23 protein-coding genes and 1 pseudogene are annotated in these 21,743 nt (G+C 49.3%); 16 read left to right on the top strand and 8 right to left on the bottom strand.

Going from position 1 to position 21,743, the window contains the following annotated elements:
* Window positions 1-135: 135 nt before the first annotated feature.
* Window positions 136-846: a hypothetical protein gene (locus IJ22_RS19260; protein WP_054820232.1), complete on the bottom strand. Its 711-nt coding sequence runs from the start codon at window positions 844-846 to the stop codon at window positions 136-138.
* 341 nt (window positions 847-1,187) lie between these two features.
* On the opposite strand from IJ22_RS19260, the gene coxB reads away from it, so the two are divergent.
* The 6 genes from coxB (at window position 1,188) to IJ22_RS19230 (ending at window position 6,529) form a co-directional block, all read left to right on the top strand.
* Window positions 1,188-2,213, top strand: coding sequence for a cytochrome c oxidase subunit II (gene coxB, locus IJ22_RS19255; RefSeq protein WP_062409973.1), 1,026 nt, complete (start codon window positions 1,188-1,190; stop codon window positions 2,211-2,213).
* Window positions 2,214-2,282: 69 nt separating this feature from the next.
* Window positions 2,283-4,094: a cytochrome c oxidase subunit I gene (ctaD, locus tag IJ22_RS19250; protein ID WP_062411065.1), complete on the top strand. Its 1,812-nt coding sequence runs from the start codon at window positions 2,283-2,285 to the stop codon at window positions 4,092-4,094.
* Entirely contained in the window at window positions 4,091-4,714 is a 624-nt protein-coding gene (locus IJ22_RS19245) for a cytochrome (ubi)quinol oxidase subunit III (protein WP_062409972.1), read from the top strand. Before ctaD ends, IJ22_RS19245 begins: the two co-directional genes overlap by 4 nt.
* Before the next feature lies 1 nt (window position 4,715).
* A complete protein-coding gene (locus IJ22_RS19240; protein ID WP_062409971.1) occupies window positions 4,716-5,027 on the top strand; it encodes a cytochrome C oxidase subunit IV family protein in 312 nt (103 codons plus the stop codon).
* 122 nt (window positions 5,028-5,149) lie between these two features.
* On the top strand, window positions 5,150-6,022 hold the full coding sequence (locus IJ22_RS19235) for a cytochrome c oxidase assembly protein (protein ID WP_062409970.1): 873 nt from the start codon (window positions 5,150-5,152) through the stop codon (window positions 6,020-6,022).
* 45 nt (window positions 6,023-6,067) lie between these two features.
* Window positions 6,068-6,529 carry a DUF420 domain-containing protein gene (locus tag IJ22_RS19230; protein ID WP_062411064.1) on the top strand — a complete coding sequence of 154 codons (462 nt, stop codon included), beginning with the start codon at window positions 6,068-6,070 and terminating at the stop codon, window positions 6,527-6,529.
* 122 nt (window positions 6,530-6,651) lie between these two features.
* Here IJ22_RS19230 and IJ22_RS19225 read toward each other — a convergent pair whose 3' ends face one another.
* Entirely contained in the window at window positions 6,652-7,437 is a 786-nt protein-coding gene (locus tag IJ22_RS19225; RefSeq protein WP_062409969.1) for a C40 family peptidase, read from the bottom strand.
* 165 nt (window positions 7,438-7,602) lie between these two features.
* On the opposite strand from IJ22_RS19225, the gene IJ22_RS19220 reads away from it, so the two are divergent.
* Both IJ22_RS19220 and IJ22_RS19215 read left to right on the top strand, forming a co-directional pair.
* Window positions 7,603-8,652, top strand: a complete 1,050-nt coding sequence (locus IJ22_RS19220) for a peroxiredoxin family protein (protein ID WP_062409968.1) — start codon at window positions 7,603-7,605, stop codon at window positions 8,650-8,652.
* A 130-nt stretch (window positions 8,653-8,782) separates the two neighbouring features.
* The gene (locus IJ22_RS19215) at window positions 8,783-10,186 is read left to right on the top strand and encodes an NAD-dependent malic enzyme (protein WP_054820239.1); all 1,404 of its coding nucleotides are present in this window, start codon (window positions 8,783-8,785) and stop codon (window positions 10,184-10,186) included.
* A gap of 94 nt (window positions 10,187-10,280) precedes the next feature.
* On the opposite strand, the gene IJ22_RS19210 is transcribed toward IJ22_RS19215, so the two are convergent.
* Both IJ22_RS19210 and IJ22_RS19205 read right to left on the bottom strand, forming a co-directional pair.
* Window positions 10,281-11,114: an SPL family radical SAM protein gene (locus tag IJ22_RS19210; protein ID WP_062409967.1), complete on the bottom strand. Its 834-nt coding sequence runs from the start codon at window positions 11,112-11,114 to the stop codon at window positions 10,281-10,283.
* Between the two features lie 103 nt (window positions 11,115-11,217).
* On the bottom strand, window positions 11,218-12,180 hold the full coding sequence (locus IJ22_RS19205; RefSeq protein ID WP_054820242.1) for an aldolase catalytic domain-containing protein: 963 nt from the start codon (window positions 12,178-12,180) through the stop codon (window positions 11,218-11,220).
* 227 nt (window positions 12,181-12,407) lie between these two features.
* Between IJ22_RS19205 and IJ22_RS19200 the strand changes: the two genes are divergently transcribed.
* The 3 genes from IJ22_RS19200 (at window position 12,408) to IJ22_RS19190 (ending at window position 14,640) form a co-directional block, all read left to right on the top strand.
* On the top strand, window positions 12,408-12,929 hold the full coding sequence (locus IJ22_RS19200) for an NUDIX hydrolase (protein WP_235594172.1): 522 nt from the start codon (window positions 12,408-12,410) through the stop codon (window positions 12,927-12,929).
* 133 nt (window positions 12,930-13,062) lie between these two features.
* On the top strand, window positions 13,063-13,482 hold the full coding sequence (locus IJ22_RS19195; protein ID WP_062409966.1) for a hypothetical protein: 420 nt from the start codon (window positions 13,063-13,065) through the stop codon (window positions 13,480-13,482).
* 279 nt (window positions 13,483-13,761) lie between these two features.
* Window positions 13,762-14,640: a cation diffusion facilitator family transporter gene (locus IJ22_RS19190; protein ID WP_062411063.1), complete on the top strand. Its 879-nt coding sequence runs from the start codon at window positions 13,762-13,764 to the stop codon at window positions 14,638-14,640.
* A 147-nt stretch (window positions 14,641-14,787) separates the two neighbouring features.
* Here IJ22_RS19190 and IJ22_RS19185 read toward each other — a convergent pair whose 3' ends face one another.
* Window positions 14,788-15,081, bottom strand: coding sequence for a hypothetical protein (locus IJ22_RS19185; RefSeq protein ID WP_062409965.1), 294 nt, complete (start codon window positions 15,079-15,081; stop codon window positions 14,788-14,790).
* Window positions 15,082-15,252: 171 nt separating this feature from the next.
* Between IJ22_RS19185 and IJ22_RS19180 the strand changes: the two genes are divergently transcribed.
* Window positions 15,253-15,609 (top strand): aminoacyl-tRNA hydrolase, encoded by a 357-nt coding sequence (locus IJ22_RS19180; RefSeq protein WP_062409964.1) that lies wholly within the window; start codon window positions 15,253-15,255, stop codon window positions 15,607-15,609.
* A 66-nt stretch (window positions 15,610-15,675) separates the two neighbouring features.
* On the opposite strand, the gene IJ22_RS19175 is transcribed toward IJ22_RS19180, so the two are convergent.
* A complete protein-coding gene (locus tag IJ22_RS19175; protein WP_256380570.1) occupies window positions 15,676-16,938 on the bottom strand; it encodes a BaiN/RdsA family NAD(P)/FAD-dependent oxidoreductase in 1,263 nt (420 codons plus the stop codon).
* Window positions 16,939-17,081: 143 nt separating this feature from the next.
* Window positions 17,082-18,407, bottom strand: coding sequence for a hemolysin family protein (locus IJ22_RS19170; RefSeq protein ID WP_062409963.1), 1,326 nt, complete (start codon window positions 18,405-18,407; stop codon window positions 17,082-17,084).
* Window positions 18,408-19,266: 859 nt separating this feature from the next.
* Between IJ22_RS19170 and IJ22_RS26580 the strand changes: the two genes are divergently transcribed.
* From IJ22_RS26580 to nadE, 4 genes are all read left to right on the top strand, one after another.
* Window positions 19,267-19,407, top strand: a complete 141-nt coding sequence (locus IJ22_RS26580; RefSeq protein ID WP_201023567.1) for a hypothetical protein — start codon at window positions 19,267-19,269, stop codon at window positions 19,405-19,407.
* A 26-nt stretch (window positions 19,408-19,433) separates the two neighbouring features.
* Window positions 19,434-19,859: a DUF3905 domain-containing protein gene (locus IJ22_RS19165; protein ID WP_062409962.1), complete on the top strand. Its 426-nt coding sequence runs from the start codon at window positions 19,434-19,436 to the stop codon at window positions 19,857-19,859.
* A 114-nt stretch (window positions 19,860-19,973) separates the two neighbouring features.
* A complete protein-coding gene (locus IJ22_RS19160) occupies window positions 19,974-20,408 on the top strand; it encodes a BrxA/BrxB family bacilliredoxin (protein WP_062409961.1) in 435 nt (144 codons plus the stop codon).
* A 120-nt stretch (window positions 20,409-20,528) separates the two neighbouring features.
* Window positions 20,529-21,338, top strand: a complete 810-nt coding sequence (gene nadE / locus IJ22_RS19155) for an NAD(+) synthase (RefSeq protein WP_062409960.1) — start codon at window positions 20,529-20,531, stop codon at window positions 21,336-21,338.
* Between the two features lie 101 nt (window positions 21,339-21,439).
* On the opposite strand, the pseudogene IJ22_RS25835 reads toward nadE, so the two are convergent.
* Window positions 21,440-21,713, bottom strand: a pseudogene (locus tag IJ22_RS25835) (manganese catalase family protein); the annotation flags it as partial.
* Window positions 21,714-21,743: the final 30 nt, after the last annotated feature.

The raw sequence follows: 21,743 nt of genomic DNA, 5'->3' as shown, positions 1-21,743 counted from the left end.
TACAGGAAGTAACACCAAAAAGAAACCAAGGCTTGAATGAGTGCTTGAGATTTTTTGCATAAACCAAAGAAAACCCGGCACAGGCAGCCGGGTAAAAGCTTGAACATATATGATCATGGCTTTATGCAAAGAACCTCAGTATTCCCTTCCGTTGGATTCCGATTGGTTTGGAATGGTTGGCGCTGTTCCAAAGGTCGCTTCCATTAATTCCGTAAAATGACCCTTGTACGGTTCAAGTGAACGTCCCTGCCAGCTTTGTTGAGCCAAACGGGTAAATTCATTCACGATATTGCGGTTCGCCGTAATGTACACATCCGTAACCGTTGGCTGCAGAGACCGGATTTTTTCTCCGATCTTTTGTTTGAACAGATGGGTTAAATGCTGGTGGTGCATTTCGGTTTCCGCTCCGTTTGCTCCGCTGATGAGCTGACTTGGGTCGGCGTAATCGCTTTGCGGCGTGTACGTATTGTATAATCCTCTAACCAGTCCGTAATTGTTCGTTTCCGTGCCTCGCACCTCCCCGCCGCGCGTTCCGCTCGCCGTACTATCGATGGTAATGGCCGTATAGGCGACATTATCGCCCATCATTACGATCGCACTGCTGACGCCGTACATGGCGGCCACCTGATCCGAAAGAAACTGGTTCATTTCCAGCTTGGTTATTTTATGGGAAACGGGGGCATACTGCTGTTGAGTCTGGTAAGCGCGCGACGTATCCTGCCTGGGCATATCCCTTTTGCTGCCGTAGTTGTTGGCACTGTTGTAATCGTACCATGAAAAACAGCCCGTCAGCGCCGTGACGATGCCGAGTGCAAGTACACCTGTGAATAAACGAAATGTACGCATCAAGATTCCTCCTCATATTCAACGACGAATTCGGGACCCGGTTAGCGCTCGAATCATGGTATCCCTTCTTCATCTTAGGATTGATTATATAGAAGCATTTATGCGTCCTTGCGGCAAGCCAAAAACATGCATAAATACACCGCAAAATGGAAATAACCTAATAGGGATTGTATGGGAAAACCTCTGAAAAACCTTGACTTCCGAACAATTTGTGAACTTCCTGAGATTCATTGACAAAAAACAGGTCCGAATTTATAGTTAATATGGTGATTAGGTTCATTGACAAGAAATGACCTTTTTTTGATCGAAAAATATTTGCTTTATAAGGTGGGATTAATAAGATGATTCGATGGCAAAATCTGTGGCGTTTCATCCCTCTCTTCGGGTTGATGGCACTGTTAACAGGGTGTGGAGACGAAACAATTTCCGCCTTGAAGCCAAGAGGTCCGGTAGCCGAAGACCAGCTGTTCTTGATGAAACTCAGCTTCGGTATAATGCTGCTGGTTGTTGTGGTCGTATTTGTTATTTATTTGTATGTCTTGGTCCGCTTTAGAAAGAAAAAAGGCGACAAAGATATCATTCCAAAACAAGTTGAAGGCAGTCATACGCTGGAGATCATATGGACGGTTATCCCGATCATCCTGCTTCTGATTTTGGCGGTTCCGACAGTGCAGTATACCTTCAAAGTGCTGGAGGATCACAGAGAAAACGAGGACGCGCTTCACGTCAAGGTTACGGCGCATGCGTTCTGGTGGCAGTTTGAATACCCGACCTTGGGCATCGCTACAGCTCAGGATCTTGTTATTCCTACGAATAAAAAAATTGCTTTTGAATTAACCGCTTCCGATGTCAAACACTCCTTCTGGGTACCGTCGCTCGGCGGTAAAATGGACACAAACCCGGGTTCGACGAACGTTTACTACTTGGAAGCATCCGATGTCGATGTATTTAAAGGAAAGTGTGCGGAGCTTTGCGGCGCATCCCATGCTTTAATGGACTTTAAAGTGGTTTCTATGGAGCAAGCCGATTTCGACCAATGGGTGGCTAAGATGAAGGCGCCGGCTGCTGTTCCTGCAGAAGCAAAACGCGGAGAAGAACTCTTCAAAAACAACTGCTTGGCCTGTCATGCTGTTAACGCACAAGGGCTCGGCGCCGGTCCGAACTTGAACGGTTTTGCTTCCCGTGAGCTCGTTGCCGGGATTCTCCCTCATTCTGACGAGAGCTTGAAAAAATGGATTTCGGATCCGCAGTCCGTGAAACCGGGCAACAAGATGCCGGCCTTTAGTGAAAACGCACCGAATCCAATGACTCCTCTCAAGGATCAGGAGATCGACGATATCATCAAATACTTGAATTCGTTGAAGTAACGAGCATCAGGGAAAAAGGAGGTTAAAACGGTGGCTCACGCACACTCGGCAAAACGGTACACTGGTCTGATGGATTGGCTTACCACGGTGGACCATAAAAAGATCGGAATTTTATATTTGATCGCAGGCGGTCTCTTTTTCTTAGTCGGTGGTCTTGAAGCGATTCTCATTCGGATTCAACTGGCTTACCCCGACCAGAAAATATTTATTGGCGACACGTTTAACGAATTGACTACAATGCATGGTACGACCATGATTTTCTTTGCGGTCATGCCGGTTATCTTTGCTTTTATGAATGCTATCGTCCCGCTTCAAATCGGGGCTCGCGACGTAGCGTTCCCATTCCTTAATGCATTAGGCTTCTGGTTGTTTTTCTTTGGAGGCGTACTTCTGAACACATCCTGGTTTCTGGGGGGCGCGCCGGCTGCCGGATGGACGGCATATCCGCCGCTTTCCGGAATTATAGATCCCACCGGAACGTTTAAAGGTGTAGACTTCTACGTGCTCGGAATTCAGATTTCCGGTTTGGGCACGCTGATCGCGGGGATTAACTTCCTTGTAACGATCATCAACATGCGTGCGCCGGGAATGACTTACATGAGAATGCCAATGTTTACTTGGGCGTCTTTTATTACATCCTTACTTATACTTTTTGCTTTCCCTGCCATTACGGTAGGTCTTGTGGAATTGATGTTTGACCGGCTTTTCGGAGGCGCGTTCTTCGATATAACCAAGGGCGGTAATCCGATCCTTTGGGAGCATATTTTCTGGATTTTTGGTCACCCTGAAGTATATATCTTGATTTTGCCGGCATTCGGCATCATTTCCGATGTTGTAGCCACTTTCTCGAAAAAACGTTTGTTCGGTTACAGCTCCATGGTATTCGCGACAGCGTTGATCGGATTCCTGGGCTTCATGGTTTGGGCCCATCATATGTTTGCTGTAGGGATTGGTCCTGTCGGTAACGCGATCTTTGGGGTCGCAACGATGGCTATCGCCGTTCCGACGGGGATTAAGATTTTCAACTGGTTGTTCACGCTGTGGGGCGGACAAATTCGCTTTACGACAGCTAACATTTTTGCAACGTCCTTTATTCCGACGTTCGTTATGGGTGGCGTAACCGGGGTTATGCTTGCGGTACCGGCGGCTGACCTTCAATACCACGATACGTACTTTGTCGTGGCGCACTTTCACTATGTTATCGTCGGCGGTCTGGTTCTTGCTCTGTTCGCCGCTTCCTATTACTGGTGGCCGAAGATGTTCGGACGCATGCTGAATGAAACTTTGGGCAAGATTCATTTCTGGACCTTCTTCATCGGTTTCCATATGACTTTCTTCCCTCAGCACTTCCTTGGTCTTATGGGAATGCCGAGACGGGTATTTACGTATCAGCCTGGCGTAGGTCTTGAACAAGGGAACTTGATCAGTACGATCGGGGCGTTCTTAATGGGTATCGGAACGATCGTATTCGTAATCAACATTATTGTCACAGCCAGAAAACCGGTTGACGCGCTTGCCGATCCTTGGGACGGCCGGACACTGGAGTGGACGATTCCTTCTCCTCCACCGGAATATAACTTTAAGCAAACTCCGCTCGTTCGCGGTTATGATGCATTCTGGAAAGAAAAAATGGCAGGCAACAAAGAGATGACGCCGGCCGAACCGATCGGCCCGATTCACATGCCGAATCCTTCCATTCTGCCGTTTATTATGTCCGTAGGATTGTTTGTTGCCGGTTACGGATTTATGTACCATCATTATGCGGTGGCCATTATCGGTCTGGGTATCACTCTGATCGCTATGTTCTTCCGATCCGTCATTGACGATCACGGATTCCATATCGAACCAGAAGAGTTAAATGATAAGGGGGTTAAGGCATGAGTGCAGCACATCATGAAGTAGGCGGTGCCCTGCCACCTCACGCAGAAACAGCAACATTGGAAGGTAAAAATAAAGTTCTTGGCTTTTGGCTGTTCCTTGGCGGCGAATGCGTGCTTTTCGGTACGTTCTTCGCCTCCTTCATCGCGCTCCGCAATCAGGTGCCGGATGGACCGACAGCTCAGCAGCTATTCCAGTTGGATCTTATCGCGCTCTCGACGTTTATCTTGCTTACGAGCTCCTTGACAAGCGTATTCGGCACCATGGCGCTGCATCGCGGACAATTCCAGAAGCTGCAAGCCTGGATGGCGGTAACCGTTTTGCTTGGCCTTGCGTTTTTGGGTATTGAAGTTTACGAGTTTATACATTACGTACATGAAGGACACACGTTCTCCAAGAGCGCCTTCGCTACATCGTTCTATACCTTGGTCGGTTTTCACGGAGCGCACGTAGCGTTCGGGGTACTGTGGATCTCGCTGTTGATCATTATGGGCTTCAAAAAAGGTCTTACTACAGTTACTGCGCCAAAATATTATGTGGCTGGCTTATACTGGCACTTTATCGACGTCGTATGGGTATTCATCTTTACGGTAGTGTATCTGATGGGGAAGGTGGGTCCTTAACATGAGCAACCAACACCAGACATCTGCAGGTGAACGTCACCGTTTAGAAGGTCCTAAAAATCATTACCTGTCCTACATCGTTTCCATCCTGCTTACGATGCTTGCTTTTGCGGTTGTCCTTTACGGCGGATTGGATCGTACATTTATTATCATCTTCATTGTCGGTTTAGGGATCGTTCAGATTTTATTCCAGTTAGCTTATTGGATGCATATGAAAGATCGCGGGCATATGTTCCCAATCATCGGACTCGCGTTCGGTACTTTTATTGCACTGACCGTAGTGGCGGCAGCAGTATTTTGGATGTGGTGGTAAAAGGTTTAGAGAGGCGGCTTATTCTTAGAAAGCCGCTCTCTTTTGTATAACTATGGGAAAATTTTCACGAATTCGACACAACTTCCGGTATAGAGTGAAACAGAAAGGAGTCGTTATCCGATATGGATCCTACCGTCTCCCATGCAGGCCATGGGAATGTCCCTACGTTCATACAGTTGTGGAGTCCCGGATTTTTGCTCTTTATCATTGTGCTGGGTGTTTTATATACACTATGCGTAGGACGCTGGCGCAAGGATTTTGCCGACAGTGAGCCTGTAACGCTAAAGCAGAAGCTGTGGTTTTGGAGCGGACTGGCCCTTTGGTATGCTGCAGACGGAAGTCCGATCTCTTATTATGGACACCATTACTTGTTCAGTGTGCATATGTTTCAACAGTCGATCTTGTATTTGATTATGCCGCCGATGTTCCTTCTGGGTACACCGGGCTGGCTGCTCAAGGCGGGGCTCAAAGGCAAGGGCGCCCAACGTATGTTACATTGGATGAGCGCCCCGTTGTTTTCCCTGTTCTTCTTCAATTTTATCTTCTCTATGTATCATATTCCGATGGTGATGGACTGGCTGATGGCTAACCCTTATATTCTTACCGTATATAAGGCCATTTTCCTGTTCGCTGCATTTCAGGCGTGGTTCCCGATCTTCTGCCCGGTGCCGGAGTACAATACGATGTCCGAATTGAAGAAGATGGCGTACATTTTCCTGAACGGCATTCTGCTGACCCCGGCTTGTGCCTTGATCATCTTCGCCAAAGAACCGTTATATGATATGTATGCCTCCGTATCTATACACTTTTGGGCACTGCCGATGATCGATGATCAACAGCTCGGCGGGGTTATTATGAAAATCGTTCAAGAAATCGTCTACGGTATAGCTCTTGCGTATGTCTTCTTCCGATGGTACCGAAAAGAACGCAACAAGGAAGAAGATGATTTGACAAATAGCGCTTATTTCTCTCCGGAACATGCGAATCGGGCTTAAGTGTTTCATACAAAATCATATTTTACTGAAACGAACGGGTGGGATGTGAAAGTGGCGATATTGCCGACTATCAGTACCAGTTTCATTATCATCAGCGCCATACTAGTTGCGATCGGGTGGTATCACATTATCAAAGGAAACCGGGAAAAGCACCAAAAGGTGATGCTGTGGGGCGCCGGCTTTGCTCTGGCCTTCTTTCTGGTCTATGCGAGCCGCACCGTTTTCGTCGGAAATACGTCTTTTGGCGGACCAGAGGAATTGAAGCTGGCCTATCACTTGTTTTTATTTTTTCATATTACTTTGGCAACAACGGCCGCGGTATTCGGTATAGTGACCTTAACGTTAGCGTTTAAACAAAAATTCGCCAAGCATAGAAAAATTGGACGCTGGACAGCCGTCATATGGCTGCTTACGGCGCCTACCGGCGTCGCGGTTTACGTTCTGTTGTATCTATTGTATCCCGGTGGAGAGACGAAGCCGATGATCGATGCCATTTTTGGCTTATAAATTTCGGACTACGGGAAGTAAAAAGCTTCAGCCGCTCTTACGTGAGCAGCCGAAGCTTTTTTAATGAGAAAGTCTATATATGTGAGCGGAGCCGAAAGCACCCATAGTTGATAGCGATATGGTTACAGTGCGCTTCCGCCGAAGATAAAGCGGTGTTCCCAATGCTTGCCGGCAAAGGAATCGATGCGCACGCCGCCGGATTCTTTAGAGTAAGTATGAAGGATTTTGCCGTCTCCCAAATAGATTCCGACATGGGTCACCCGTTGATTTGCCTTGTTGCTGGGATAGGAAGAAGCGCTGGTACCGCGGTATTCCATGAAGAACATCAGATCACCCGGCTTCAGGTTGCGCCAGTTGGTCGTTGTTCCGCCCTTGGATTTTACATATGAAGCTTGTCCGCGTGAATCGCTTGGTAAAGTAATGCCTGCTCCTTCTTTAAAGGCTTGTCTGACAAAATCGGAGCAATCGAACGTTCGTGTGTTCGAACGGCTCGAACCAAATTCATAAGGGGTACCCAAGTATTTTTTGCCGGCTGCAATCACCTTGTTCACGGTAGAGCTGGTGCTGCTTGAACCATTGGATGTGCTGGTACTGCTAGGTTTGGAGGAGCTTCCTCCGGAGCTTGAGTCCGTGGTGCGGATATATTTGCTGTTGGTGGAAACATATCCAATCCTTCCGCTGTCGTCCCGAACCTTGTACCACCAGTTGTTCACTTTGCTGAGGATATCGACGTTTTCACCTTTTTTCAGGAATCCATAACTTTTAGAGTTCACATCCGGCTGGCTCCGAAAGTTGACACTGCTGACAATGACGGCATCGGTTGCTGCCTGGGCTGGTTTGGCCGGTAATGCTCCTAAACCCAGAGTGACTGTAGTGGCGAGAAGAATGGCTGTAAATGGCTTTTTCAAAATGATAATCCCTCCTGCAGATTCTGGTTGTATTTATGTCAAGACACAAGGGCGGACAGCTTCATCATTGAAGCCGCACCTGTGTTCGGGACACCATTTGACAACATGTTCCCTTCAATTCACAATAGAATGAAGAATTTCAAATGGGAGAACGGTGAGCATCAGATGGACACTTGGGTATGGGGACCATTCATCATACAAAAAAGCATGTTGTTTGTCATAGCTGCAGTAGCGGCGGGGTTCGGAATAGGTAGACTGCGTTTAAAGGGAACGGCTATGGGGACAGCATTCAGCACGATCGGTTTGAATGCCGTTGTCATTTGGATCATTAGCTGGAAGCTAAGCTTGCTGCTCTTCGAACCGCGCAGTGTACTGAAGAATCCCTTGTCGCTGCTCTATTATAACGGCGGCATTCAAGGAATCTGGCTAGCCGTGCTGCTTTCCGGTTTGTATGTATGGTACACCGTTCTAAAAGAACGTATGGATAGAGCCCTATATACAGATTCGATGCTTGTCTCGATTATGGGGGGGTACGCAGTATACGGAGCCGTCATGTATACGGCGGGGGAAGTCAATCGGCTAACATGGGGGATGACCGCGCTTTTTGCGGGAGGCTTTACGGTGGCATGGATGTTGAAGAAGCCAGCGAACCATTTGCGGCCGATGCTGCAGAAGTTCACAATATTTATAATCGGCTATGCGTTGATCTGGACTTTATCTGTAAATATTTGGGACAAATATGGGGCGGGGAGAGCCCAGGCGGGTGATGCGTCCGTCGGCCTGAAGATTGGACAGCAAGCGCCGGAGTTTGAGTTGAAGATGCTGAATGGCCAAACGGTCAAACTATCGGACTATCGGGGAAAAACCGTCATGCTTAATTTTTGGGCGACATGGTGTCCTCCTTGCCGGGAGGAAATGCCGCATATGCAGCAGTTTTATTCGGAATACGAAAAGGATGGAGTGGTGATCCTTGGAGTCAATGCGACCTCTACGGAGATTAGCGTGCCTGTGGTAGACTCTTGGCTGAAGGAGTGGGGAATCACATTCCCCGTAGTGCTGGATGAACAGGGCGAGGTCATCAACAGGTATCGTGTAAACTCTTATCCGGCTACTTTTGTGATTGATAGAGACGGAGTGATCCGGCACAAGCATCCCGGACCGATGAATATGCAAATGCTGAAGGAAGCGAAGAAGAAAGCAGATCATGGAATGTGATAAAAGAAATATATAAGGGCACTTAGTGTTTTTCATTTGCGCATGCGAGATTCATCGTGTAACATGAAATTATTAAAAGGTCATATTACTTTATTTATTATATTATTTTATTTAAAAGGATGGTAACAGCATGGCACAGACGAGTATTATCTTGCGTGTGGAATTGAATCATGATCAAGTCACGTTTGGTGACGTAGCTGCGGCTATCAGTAAAGCCGGGGGAGATATCACATCGATTGACGTGATACGTCCGGGCAAGGAGTCTTCGGTGCGCGACATTACGGTGGATGTGGCGGAATCTGCGGAAAGTCAAGTGGTGGAGGCACTGAAGCAGCATAACGGCATCAAGCTGATTAACGTGTCTGACCGGACGTTCCTGGTGCACTTGGGCGGAAAAATAACGACGCAGCCCACGCTGCCGATCAAAAATCGCGACGATTTGTCCCGAGTATACACTCCCGGTGTGGCGCGCGTATGTACAGCCATCCATGAAAATCCCAAGAAAGCTTACTCATTGACGATCAAACGGAACACGGTAGCTGTTGTGACCGACGGAACCGCGGTACTCGGCCTTGGCGACATCGGACCGCATGCAGCGGCTCCGGTCATGGAAGGGAAAGCAATGCTGTTCAAACAACTGGCAGGCGTGGATGCTTTTCCGATTTGCTTGGATACGAAGGATACCGAAGAAATCATTCGTACGATTAAAGCGATCAGCCCGATTTTCGGCGGAATCAATCTGGAGGACATCAGCTCTCCGCGCTGCTTTGAGATCGAAGCAAGGCTGGCGGAGGAATTGGATATTCCGATATTCCATGATGACCAGCACGGTACGGCTGTCGTCGTCATTGCAGGGCTTTTGAATGCATTGAAAGTAGTAGGCAAGCGGATCGATCAAGTACGTGTAGTCGTTAATGGTATTGGCGCCGCGGGCGTCTCCATCTGCAAAATGCTGCTGGCTGCAGGAGTCACGCGGCTTGTGCCTGTGGATCGGGAAGGTGCGATCGTTCGTGGCGGGACCTATTCACACCCGATGTGGCAGTGGCTTGCAGAGCAGCCGCAGGTCGAGGCGGAGCCGGGCGGCCTGAAGGATGTGCTTCGCGATGCGGATGTGTTTATCGGCGTGTCCAGAGGCGGCATTATGACGGCCGAGGATGTACAAACGATGGCGCCGGACCGGATCGTCTTCGCCATGGCTAACCCGAATCCGGAGATTGACCCGGAAGAAGCGCTGCCGCACGTGCGCGTCTTCGCTACAGGCCGGAGCGATTATCCGAACCAAATTAACAACGTCCTGGTATTCCCCGGCATTTTCCGCGGGGCCTTGGATTGCCGGGCTCGGCGGATCAATGAACCGATGAAGCTTGCCGCTTCACGCGCTATCGCATCGGTTGTCAGTGAAGCCGAACTGAATGAGCATTATATTATTCCAAGTATCTTTAATGAGCATGTCGTTTCGAAGGTCCGTCATGCCATCATCGAAGCCGCCATCCTGACGGGCGAGGCCCGCCGGATTCCCCGGGATTTCAGATAAGATAAGCCAAAAAGTTCCGGCATAATAAGCCGCTCCTTTCGTGAAATTGATTTACGAAAGGAGCGGCTATTTGCATAGGCGATGCAAAGGAGCATTAAGGTAAAAAACCGGCCTGGCTGATGTAAATTTGGTGCGCGGCAAATGTCTTTTTAAGCTGCTCCAGCACCTTGAGATAGGCGGAACGGTCGTACCATGCTTCGAGCCCGCATGCTTCATAGATGCGGCGGATGCCGAGCCGTTCCGTTCGTTTGCCCTGACTGCCGTCGCCCATGAAGAAGTCGTCCAGGACAAGCCGCTTGACGCCGGTTTCTGCAAGCAGGCCGGCCAAACGGTCGCTGCAAGGCAGCATGGGTGATATCGCGACTTGGGCGGGGATGCCGGCTTGAACAAGCCGGCGCAGCGCCTGAAGCCGGGCAGCAATAGGAGGAGCGGAGGGAGAGAAGGTCTTGCGGATCTCTTCAAGATCCGTCTCAATCGTCAGGCTCACGCGAACGCGCTGCCCAAGCTTCAGAAGAAGGTCGATATCACGTGTGACAAGCGGACTGCGGGTTTGGACAAGAAGGAAGTCAATCGCTGCATTAGAATCGGCGCCAGCCATAATTTCCAGCAGAGACCGGGTTAATCCGGTTTGGAATTCGACCGGTTGATAAGGGTCCGTACTGGACGACATGAAGATCGTGACAGGCCCCTTTCGTTTGGCTCTTGTAAGCTCGCCGGAGAGCAGCTTGGCCGCAGTCGATTTCACGTCCACAAAGCGGCCCCAAGGTTCCTTGCGGAATTTGGCTACGGGCATCTCTCGCACATAGCAATAAGAGCAGGCGAAGGTACAGCCCACATACGGATTCAGCGTATGGCTGTAACCGGCCAAATAACCACTGGCCGGATTCAGCAGCTTCCTCGGAGCAGTTAGGGACATCCGGGGATGCATGGACGGATCTCCTCCTTTCTTTCGGCTTGCTTGAAAAGGGTACGAAGAAGCCCGGTTCCTTGTCACATCCAAGGAAACCGGGCTCTCGACCGTACAGGCGGTATTATTCGGCCGCACCCGCAGGCATAACTTCCGGCGATGTCAGCTTGTCGTAAAACTCGGTGAATTTGTCTTTGTCCTCGCTTGAGCGAAGCGCCATGGCTGCACGAGGGTGCTCGTTCAATATCCCTGCGATCATGTAAGGAATGACATATCCCCATTCCCACTTCTCACGCATGGCGATCATATGCTTCTCAATGATGCCGAGCACCGGGCGAACATCGTATTTCGGATGCTTCAGATGGCTGACGAGCAGCTCGGTAGGACAGTTGCCCGCAGCGCGGCCCATGCCGTATACGGAAGCATCCAGAAATTCAACGCCCTTGCTTGCGCCCATGATCGTGTTGGAGAAAGCGAGCTGCATGTTATTGTGCATGTGCAGGCCCAGCTTTTTGTCAGGCAGAAGACGCTGGAATTTGGTAACGAGGTAATCGATATCCTTGTAATCCATGCTGCCGTAAGAGTCAACGATATACACGACATCTACCGGGCTTTTGGCGATTTCTTCGAACGCTTCGTTCAAGTCGTTCTCCATCACATGGGTCAGCGCCATAATGTTGATGCTTGTTTCGTAGCCGTAACCATTGAACTTTTGCACCAGATCGAGCGCTTTGTCTACGTCTTTGATATAAGTAGCTACACGGATCAAGTCGAGCTGACTTTGCTCCCGGGGAAGGATATCGTTCTCGTCCACACGTCCGATATCGACAAGAGCGGAAAGCTTCGTATCGGTTTTCTGCGAAATGACTTCCTTCAGGAAATCCTCGTTCAAAAAACGCCATGGTCCCGCATCGGCGCCTTTTAAGAGCTTGGCGGAGTTTTTATAGCCGATCTCCATATATTCGACGCCGGCTTCGCTCAGTCCATAGTACATGTCCTTTACGAATTGGACGCTGAAGTCCCAATTGTTTACCAATCCGCCGTCGCGGATCGTACAGTCTACAATGCTGTGTTTTTCCCTGGTCATGTTCATTTGCTCCTCTCCCAAATGGGGCCTTTTGTACTTTGTGGCTTTTAAGCTTTTCAGTGGTAAAGTATCTTCAATAATTAATAATAATACATACCGATTGTCTTTTTGTCAATGATAACAAATTACGAAAAGTGTGACAATTTCATGCGGGATGGAAAGAATAGGGGGAAGCAGGATTTTCGGTGGCGGTGTGGAAAAGTAGCTTAAGCGTTAATTAGGCGGATATGAATGAAGCCATGGGGGAAGTGAAGCGGATGCTGAAATATAATATTGCGTTTATTTGCAAGGGAGATCGGATATTGATGTTAAACCGGAGCAAAGCGCCTCTGCTTGGGCTGTGGAACGGAGTGGGGGGCAAGCTTGAACCGGGGGAAACACCTTATGCCAGCGTTGTTCGCGAAATCAGGGAGGAAACGGGGCTGCGGCTGGCCGAGGAGGCGCTTCGCTTCTCGGGCATTGTCACATGGGAAGTGGACGGACGGGAGGCGGGGGGCATGTATGTGTTTATCGGTGAAGCGCCTCCTGAAGCATTAGCTGAGGCTCCCGTCGAAACGGAAGACGGTATTTTGGCCTGGAAGGCGCTGGAATGGGTCATCCATCCGGACAATCACGGTGTAGCGGGACATGTCAAACATTTTTTGCCTCCCATGTTGGAAAGCAGGGATTGTGCGGAATATCGGTGTACCTTTCAAGAGGGCAAGCTGCTGAACTGTGAGGTCCGCCCGTTGGAAGAGGTTGTGTTGTAAGCCAAGCCGCGAGGTGTGATCTTATGGCCGGCAACTTGGGGCAAAAGGTGTGAAAGGCGGAATAAGCGTCCTGCGTCTGGGCATGCTATGCGGTATATCATCCCATTTACTGAGACTGGAAAGGAATGTGTTTATGAGCAGCACTCCGTTATGTTTTCAATTTAATTCTCAGAAAGAGGCCGTTCTTGCCCGGGATACCTTGGAGGAGATCGGTTACCGGATCAGCGGTCATTCGCACTCGGACAAGCCTGTACTTCATGTTATCGTGGATCGCCATGATTTAGCGTCGGCGCTTGAAATCGCACAGGCGCATGGCGGCAGAATGGTTCAGGCGGGGAATTCTCCGGATGAAACGGAAGGCTTTGCCATGGCCTACGACATGGAAGGGCCGATTCCTGCTCATTTAGTGAACGAGGATTTAATCGATAGCGAGCCCGACGTATCCGCTTCGGCATACGACAACCGTTCCAGCGGAGCATACGATGATGAAAGAGAGCAGTTCGATCCGTCCGGAGATGATGTGAACGGGTTTGACGCCGGTATCCATATGTAGCTAAAGGCCGTTCCTTCCTCATCATCCGCAGGAGCCGACAGCCCCTGTGTCCACCAGTCAGCGGATCCCTGCGAGGCAGGGGAGCCGCTGTTTTTGTTGTTGGACAAGGGCTATAACTTTTGACCGGACTAACAAATTTGCCTCACCCCTAATTTTATAAGCGGGGAAAACACTGTTTCTCTAGACCCACACGGTTTTTGTTTGTTATGATAAGTGAGGTTTAAATAGAAGATAGGTATGAGATGCGGATGGATTGAGGATGATGGAGGGAAGCGGCTTGTGGAAACCTATGAACATTTAAAAGAGGGCGAGAAGGGCGCATGGGTCAGCATCGTCGCATATATCCTGTTAGCCGCTTTTAAAATCAGCATGGGGTTTGTGACCGGTTCCGAAGCGCTTACGGCAGACGGAATAAACAATACAACGGATATTATCGTTTCGCTGGCCGTGCTGGTCGGCTTGCGAATTTCGAGAAAACCCCCGGACCGGGATCACCCGTACGGACATATGCGGGCAGAAACCATCGCTTCAATGGTCGCTTCCTTCATTATGGCGGTTGCGGGACTGCAGGTCGTGATTCAAGCAGGCAAAAGCTTCCTGGCGGACGAACGGACGGCGCCTGATATGCTTGCGGCATGGATTGCCTTGAGCTGCGCGATCATTATGTGGGGGGTCTACGTATATAACAGCAGGCTTGCAAAACGCATCCGCAATCAAGCGCTGATGGCCGCGGCCTACGATAACCGTTCGGATGCGCTCGTGAGTATTGGGGCCGCTGTTGGCATCATCGGATCCCGACTCGGCTTTCCGATTCTCGATGCGGCTGCGGCGTTCGTTGTAGGCCTTATGATTTGTAAAACGGCGTGGAGCGTATTCTCCGATGCTACGCATGCTTTAACCGACGGCTTTGACGATGAGAGACTGCGGGTATTCCGCAAAACGGTCAAAGAGACTCCGGGCGTGAAGAGGATCAAGGATATCCGCGCCAGGGTTCACGGCAGCAGCGTTCTGCTGGATGTCGTCGTGGAGGTCAGCTCCGAGCTTTCGGTTGGACAAAGCCATGAAATCAGCGACGAGATCGAGAAAAGAATGTTGGACGAGCACCAGATCGGGAACGTTCACGTGCATATTGAACCTTTTTCCGAACAAAAGCCATAAGACTGCCCGGAAGGCAGCCTTATGGCTTTTGTTATGCAAGATTACCCGCCTCTGAATTGCGGCCGTTCATCCATGAATGGCCTCGATCGATTGAGGTTATTTGAAATTTTTATGGAGTCACTATAGAGGCTGCTGTAAAGCTGAAAATCAGCGTAACAGCGAGCGAGGTAAAATGCCCTCTGTAAGGTTGATTTTCAGCGCAGCGGCCAGTGTGAGAGGCGGGATCCGAAGAGCATCCCGAGCCGCAGGAGGACCCTTCTCCGTCGCTTCCACCGCCCCCGCCGTTGCCGCTGCTGTCGCCTGCGCAGTAAGAGACCGAACCGCAGCTTCCAACCGCAGCGCGGCGGATTCTGCAGGATGTCCGGGCCGTAGACCAAGCATCCCGGGAGGAGGGGAAGAAGTGTAAACGCGATCCCGGCATGGGAAATTCCCCCGTTTCATCTGATGTATCCAGTTGTATGTGCAACCTGCATATATATTAACGTATGCGGCTCAAGATAAGTTTCTCAACCATGGATTATTTTCTAAGCATATTTTGAATTGGAAGATTCATAGATATAGGGAGATAAAAAGCTTGAGGCTTCACTAATCTGAGGAAGGAGCTTTAGTGCCATGAAACAAACTGATCAGGATATTGTGCAATACTATGCCGTCAATGAACAGCTCGTTGCGAATCCCGGGAAATTGGCTGTGCAGGTAGCCCACGCGGCTGCTACAATGACGCTGCACTATTTGTTAAATGACAGCAGGTATTATGAGGTGTTTCAAGCCTGGCTGAACAACGGGCAAAAGAAAGTCGTGCTGCAAGGCCCTGAAGAGCGTCTTCGGCAATTAGCTAATGAAGGATTCCCGTCTATCCGGGATGCAGGGCTTATGGAAAATCCGGAAGGCTTCTTAACCGTTGTCGTACTGCCGCCAATGAATAAAAAGGTTGCCGAAGAAAGGATAGCCGGACTGAAGGTGCTGTAGATTTTGCTCTACGAGTTGAACAAGGAAAAGAGCCTGTGGACTTCAAAATCTTTAGGCTCTTTTCATTTACAGCAGCTGAGCATTTGCAGCACTTTTGCCTGCGGTGTAACCAGTTGAAAATGCAGCAGTGATATTGTAGCCTCCCGTATAGCCATGAATATCTAAAATTTCGCCGCAGAAATACAATCCCTTCATCAGCTTGGATTCCATCGTCTTAGGGTCAATTTCCTTAAGGTTTACACCCCCGCCAGTAACAAAAGCTTCCTCGATCGAGAGGGTTCCATTTATAGCGATAGGAAAAGCTTTGATTAGCTTGGACAAATCCATCCATTGTTGTTTTGGGATATGGTCATAGGTAACATCCTCACGTAAACCGGCTTTCTCAAGTAGAATTGGAATCATGCGCTCAGGCAAGTAGCCCTTCAAAGCGTTTTTTACAGCTTTTTTCGATTCCTGCTTGGCAAGCTCCAATGTTTCGTTATAGATTTCATCAATTGTCTTAGAAGGGAACAGGTCTAACGTTACATTTACCGTCTTGATTTCGAATTGCTTCAAAGCTTTAACAACGAACTGGCTGCAGCGCAATGCTGTTGGACCCGAAATCCCAAAATGAGTGAATATCATGTCGCCTTCATGGGTAATGATCTTTTTACCCTTCGGGTTCCAGACCGTAAGACTGATGTTTCTTAATGAAAGTCCTTGTAATGCCTTGGTACGGATAAATGATTCATTAGACGTCAGCGGAACCTCGGTAGGGTAAAGTTCGGTAATCGAGTGACCCGCCTTCTCCGCCCACTCGTATCCATCACCCTCCGAGCCTGTATGCGGTACGGATTTACCTCCTGCCGCTACGATGACAGCGCTGCTCCTGATTTCTTCACCGGACCGCAGACGAACACCTATAGTTTGCCCATGATGGTAAAGAACTTCCTTTACAGGACTATTCACCTTAATATGAACCCCTTGCTCTCTTACCTTATTGACAAGAGCATCAACAACCGTCTTGGCTTTATCTGAAACGGGGAACATGCGTCCGTTATCTTCCTCTTTTAAGCGAATCCCCAGCCCCTCAAAGAAAGAGATAATATCACGATTGCTGAAATTAGCCAAAGCGCTATGAAGAAAACGGCCGTTCCCCGGTATGTGCTTAATCAACTCGTCAATCTCCTTGGCATTAGTGACATTGCATCGTCCGCCACCAGAGATCCCAAGCTTGCGGCCAAGTTTATCTCCTTTATCAATCAGCAGGACTTTCGCGCCATGTTCACTTGCGGCAATGCTTGCCATGAGTCCTGACGAACCTCCACCAATCACAATGACATCATACAATTTGCGGCCCCTCCAATGAAAACTTGTGGTTTCATTATACCCTCCAGCTGGTAAAATAAAAATATCTGTACGGGGCCAGGATGTTCACTGAGTTGTTCTAACCGCCGAAAAAAAAGAGGCCTTAGGCCTCGTGAAGAAATCAATTATGCCGATTGGATCTGGGATTGCAGTTTACGAACGGTAATTCGGGCAATGCGCAGATCGTCTGTCTCTTCGATCATAAACTCATATTGATCATCGTAAAGCACCGTCTGCCCTTTTGTCGGGGGGATTTCCACCTGGGAATAAATCCAGCCGCCAACCGTATCGTAGTTTTCGGTTCCGATGTCCAAACCGAAATAATCGTTCAACTCATTAATTAGAAGACGCCCGTCGATGGAATAGGTGGTCTCGTCCTTTTTCTCTATGCTTGGACGTTCATCCGGATCGAATTCATCCTGGATTTCACCTACAATTTCCTCGAGAATATCCTCGAGCGTTACCATGCCCGAAGTCCCTCCATATTCATCGATGAGCAGCGCGATCTGTACTTTTTTCTTCTGCATAAGCTTCAGCAGTTGGCTGATCGGCATCGACTCCGGCACTTTGGTAATAGGACGGGCAAGCAGCCGAATATCGGTCAAGTCCTTGCTGGCTTTCATCAAATCCTTAATATGCACGAAGCCGATGATATTGTCCTTGTCCGGATCGCACACCGGGTAGCGGGTACGCATTTCATTCAGCGCAATATCCATATTTTCCTCGAACGTGAGGTTAGCGTACAAGCATCCCATCTCTGTCCTTGGAATCATGATTTCGCGCGCATTCGTTTCCGTAAATTCAAATATATTATCAAAAAGCGTCAATTCCGTGTTGTCAATGAATCCGCTTTTGTGACTTTCTTTCATCAGTATGCGTATTTCCTCATCGGTATGAGCGGATTCGTGCTCGGTCGTCGGTTCGATTCCCGCACGTTTGAGCATCCAGTTGGATATTCCGTTCAGCAGCCATATGAAAGGAAACATCAGCTTATAAAATAAGATAATCGGCGCCGCGGACCACAGGGTAACGTTCTCCGATTGGCGAATCGCGTACGTTTTGGGGAACTGCTCGCCGAGCGTAATGTGCAATATCGTAATAAGAGAAAAAGCGATCAGAAAGGAAATCGTATGAATGACAACGTCATTGAGTTGAAACCAATCCTTCAATACCGGTCCGATAAAAGCAGCGATGGCCGGTTCTCCGAGCCAGCCCAGACCTAAGGATGTAAGTGTAATCCCAAGCTGGCAGGCCGATAAATACGCGTTCAGGTTTCCCGTAATCTTCTGTGCAAAACGGGCTCGGATATTGCCTCCTTGGGCGAGCGTTTCGAGACGGCTGTTTCTAACCTTGACCATAGCAAATTCGGCAGCAACAAAGAAACCGTTCAGCAGCACCAACACAATAATCAAAACCGCGTTAAATAATAAAGGTAACGGGTCACTACTCAATCAATCCCTATCCCCTGCGTGAGGGCAGATAGGTACACCTCCTCCAGACGTTCAAAATTGTCAAAACTATTAATAATTTATAATATGTATTATAAACGATACGAAAGTAACCGCTCAAACATCGGCCGGGGTATTCAGGGGTATGCACGCTGTGCAGGGGCTATATTTGTAAGCATTAATGGCTGATTTCAATCTGTATGCTTCAATTTCGCCGTTTTTTGTGTAAATCAGGGTGGGATTAGTTGGAATATTCATGAATTTTGAACAGGAAGTTGGAAGGTTATCCATAACCGTTTTTTGGGCAGCCGTTAAAAAAAGGCAATACATCTTTCGGGGCGGCCGCGCCGGGTAACACAGGACTGGCCGTTATAGCCGCGGCAGCAAGCGAAGCAGGGCAATGGTTCTTGCCTTTTTTTATATATCATAGTATAATGTTATGATACTCAATTTGAGTAATTCACCCCGCATAACCCCTAACATCGGATTTTCCTCGAAAAGAACGTTTTTTCCCGCAAATCGTGATCGTCAGGAGCCCATGATTGGACATTGTTGTAATACTGATTCACACTGGCGCGGTCTTCGGAGCCGCAAGGATGAAAGAGAGGTAGGGCTTTCATTGTCTTGGTTGCACAGCATCACCAGATTTCATGCAAGGATTTACCATATCGTTTGGGGTAAGGCGGCAGTAAAGTTTAGAAAAGGGACTCCGTTCAGGCTAATCACCGATGGAGTCTTTTTTCATGATTTGATTCGCGTGAGGCACCTGGTTTCCTTCAATTCCCTGATTCGTCGTCCCGGGGGCTGACTGATTTTTATTCAGCTAAAGCATACTAAAGCCTAAGGAAGGGAGATGATTCATGTGGCTAAGCAAAAAAACATCGCCAACGCATCAAAAGAACAGAGCATACAGGCCGTTCGGAATAAGGGGACGGATCATACCGATCCTGCCAGCGGCATCACGGACAAAAAGCTGAGCGGACCGAACCGTCCGTCCGTCTAATGCGGACCTGAGGGAGGATGGCATACATGAGCGACAAGCCTGAAGATACGAAAGACGCCACGTATGATCACGTGAAAACCGATATTTCGTATAACCGGAAAAATGATTCGGAGCTTGATCCGTTTGAAATCAATTTTCGTAAGGGATTGGATCGAAATCGGGGACCAAGAGAACCGTTCGTGAATGAGCACGGGGTGCTTATCGGAGATCATGAGTATCAGTCGGAACACTCGCCGCTGGAGCAGTGGACTGAGAACACCGATCCTGCCATCATGTCGGGAGATGGCTGGGTCCATCCTTACAAGGATATAGGCTTTCATACGACGGAAAATAAAGAGCTTTTTGAAAAAGGCAATATACCGCAAGGCGCTCCTTTCATGCATCCTGATAAGGACGCAGCATACCCGGCGTTCCAAAGCGGGGCGGAGGAAAAGGACGACCAAGCGGAATAGCGGAATTCGATCACGATAGCGATCGTGTGCTTTGCTTTCCTCCGATGCCGATGTATAATGGTTGTATGAAGTACAATAACCATTTATGTGGGGTAAAAGGAGTGGAAGCGTGACATGTCCCTGTCGTTTGAGAATTATATGAAGGATATGGTTCAGCCGATGAGAGACGAACTGACCCGGATCGGTGTGCAGGAGCTCCGCACACCTGAGGAAGTATCGGCGGCGCTTGATGATATGAAAGGGACGACATTGATCGTCGTCAATTCTGTATGCGGCTGTGCAGCAGGCCAATGCCGTCCAGGCGTAGCCAAAGCACTTCAGCATGAAGTGAAACCGGATCGCCTGTTCACGGTATTTGCAGGCCAGGATAAGGAAGCGACAGCTAAGGCGCGTGAGTATTTTGCACCGTATCCGCCGTCTTCTCCATCCATTGCTTTGATGAAGGATGGCCAACTGGTACATTTTATCCAACGTCACCAGATTGAAGACCGTTCGGCTGAGATGATCGCCAACGATTTGATCAATGCCTTTGAAGAATACTGTAAATAAGAAATAACGGTTTTAGCTCTGAACTCCTGCCAGTGTCTAGATGACATTTGGTGGGAGTTTTTACGTGAACCGGGGCTGATGGTATACTGATAAAAAAAACAAGTGGGAGAGTGTTGATGCGTGAGCCTGCAGGAGGATATTATCGCTAAGCTCGGAGTGAAGCCGAAGATTGATGCCGATGCGGAAATTCGCAAGAGAGTGGATTTTTTGAAGGAGTATGTGCTCAAGTCCGGGGTGGACGGACTGCTTATCGCGATCAGCGGCGGTATCGACAGCGCAGTGGCGACTGGCTTATGCAAGCAGGCGACCGATGAGCTTACGGCGGAGAAAGGCCGGGAGTACAAAACGGTGGGCGTATTCCAACCCTATGGCAAGCAGGAGGATATCGACGACAGCTATGCCGTAGCGGAAGCATTTAACCTGAAGTACCGGGTGGAGACGAATATCGAAGAGGCGGTGAACGAAATCGCGCTCGAGGCCGAATACGGTTTGAAATCGATCGGGGTTCACCGGCATTTGAGCCGCGCGGGCAAAGGAAATGTGAAGGCCAGAACGCGTATGGTCATCCAATATGCCCTTGCATTTGAGCTGAACCTGCTTGTTGTCGGAACGGACCATGCTTCGGAAGCCATTACGGGATTCTTTACGAAGTACGGCGACGGCGCAGTCGATATTACCCCTCTCAGCACATTGAACAAACGTCAGGTACGCGAGCTGGCGCGTAAGCTGGGCGTGCCGCAAAGCGTTCTGGATAAGGCGCCGACGGCGGGGCTGTGGGAAGGTCAGACCGACGAGAACGAGCTGGGGATCACCTATGACGACAACAGCGATTATTTGGAAGGCAAGACCATTTCGCCGCAAGCGCAGGCCAAGCTGGAACAGCAGTATTTAAAGACCGAGCATAAGCGGGCCCCGATCCCCGGGATTTAAGGGCGGGCCGTTGACTTTATAGCCACCTTGTAACCGAAAAGGCATGTATGAGTACGAGCATGCCCCTTTAGGCTGCAAGGTGGTTTGTCTGTGTGCCTGCCTTACTTTATTCCGGCGGCATTTTGCAGCCTTTTTGCGATTTCCAGAACATCCTCTTGGGAGATGCCGGGGGCGAATTCTTCGGGAACTCCGCATGTTCGGGGATCGGAGCCCCTTGCGGGACACCTTCGTCGTCCCGGTGGCCACCTCCAGGGCTTTGGCATACGCCAGGATATGTACGCCGCCTCGAACGAGCAGGTAACCGATCATTTCACGGGCAACCGGATGATTGGTCATCTCGTAGACGCGCATTTTGTGCGTCCGTGCGCCGCATTCGGATCCGCATACGGGGACTGCGGCAGCTCG

The organism is Paenibacillus naphthalenovorans (assembly GCF_001465255.1).
Taxonomy (GTDB): domain Bacteria; phylum Bacillota; class Bacilli; order Paenibacillales; family NBRC-103111; genus Paenibacillus_G; species Paenibacillus_G naphthalenovorans.
Note: the sequence above shows the minus strand (reverse complement) of the source record. Positions and strands in the feature narration are given on the sequence as shown.

Bases quoted from the DNA above. Each gene is read 5' to 3' on its own strand.
- IJ22_RS19260 (WP_054820232.1), bottom strand. From the start codon at position 846: ATGCGTACATTTCGTTTATTCACAGGTGTACTTGCACTCGGCATCGTC.
- coxB (WP_062409973.1), top strand. From the start codon at position 1,188: ATGATTCGATGGCAAAATCTGTGGCGTTTCATCCCTCTCTTCGGGTTG.
- ctaD (WP_062411065.1), top strand. From the start codon at position 2,283: ATGGATTGGCTTACCACGGTGGACCATAAAAAGATCGGAATTTTATAT.
- IJ22_RS19245 (WP_062409972.1), top strand. From the start codon at position 4,091: ATGAGTGCAGCACATCATGAAGTAGGCGGTGCCCTGCCACCTCACGCA.
- IJ22_RS19240 (WP_062409971.1), top strand. From the start codon at position 4,716: ATGAGCAACCAACACCAGACATCTGCAGGTGAACGTCACCGTTTAGAA.
- IJ22_RS19235 (WP_062409970.1), top strand. From the start codon at position 5,150: ATGGATCCTACCGTCTCCCATGCAGGCCATGGGAATGTCCCTACGTTC.
- IJ22_RS19220 (WP_062409968.1), top strand. From the start codon at position 7,603: ATGGACACTTGGGTATGGGGACCATTCATCATACAAAAAAGCATGTTG.
- IJ22_RS19215 (WP_054820239.1), top strand. From the start codon at position 8,783: ATGGCACAGACGAGTATTATCTTGCGTGTGGAATTGAATCATGATCAA.
- IJ22_RS19210 (WP_062409967.1), bottom strand. From the start codon at position 11,114: ATGCATCCCCGGATGTCCCTAACTGCTCCGAGGAAGCTGCTGAATCCG.
- IJ22_RS19205 (WP_054820242.1), bottom strand. From the start codon at position 12,180: ATGACCAGGGAAAAACACAGCATTGTAGACTGTACGATCCGCGACGGC.
- IJ22_RS19200 (WP_235594172.1), top strand. From the start codon at position 12,408: ATGAATGAAGCCATGGGGGAAGTGAAGCGGATGCTGAAATATAATATT.
- IJ22_RS19195 (WP_062409966.1), top strand. From the start codon at position 13,063: ATGAGCAGCACTCCGTTATGTTTTCAATTTAATTCTCAGAAAGAGGCC.
- IJ22_RS19185 (WP_062409965.1), bottom strand. From the start codon at position 15,081: ATGAAACGGGGGAATTTCCCATGCCGGGATCGCGTTTACACTTCTTCC.
- IJ22_RS19180 (WP_062409964.1), top strand. From the start codon at position 15,253: ATGAAACAAACTGATCAGGATATTGTGCAATACTATGCCGTCAATGAA.
- IJ22_RS19165 (WP_062409962.1), top strand. From the start codon at position 19,434: ATGAGCGACAAGCCTGAAGATACGAAAGACGCCACGTATGATCACGTG.
- IJ22_RS19160 (WP_062409961.1), top strand. From the start codon at position 19,974: ATGTCCCTGTCGTTTGAGAATTATATGAAGGATATGGTTCAGCCGATG.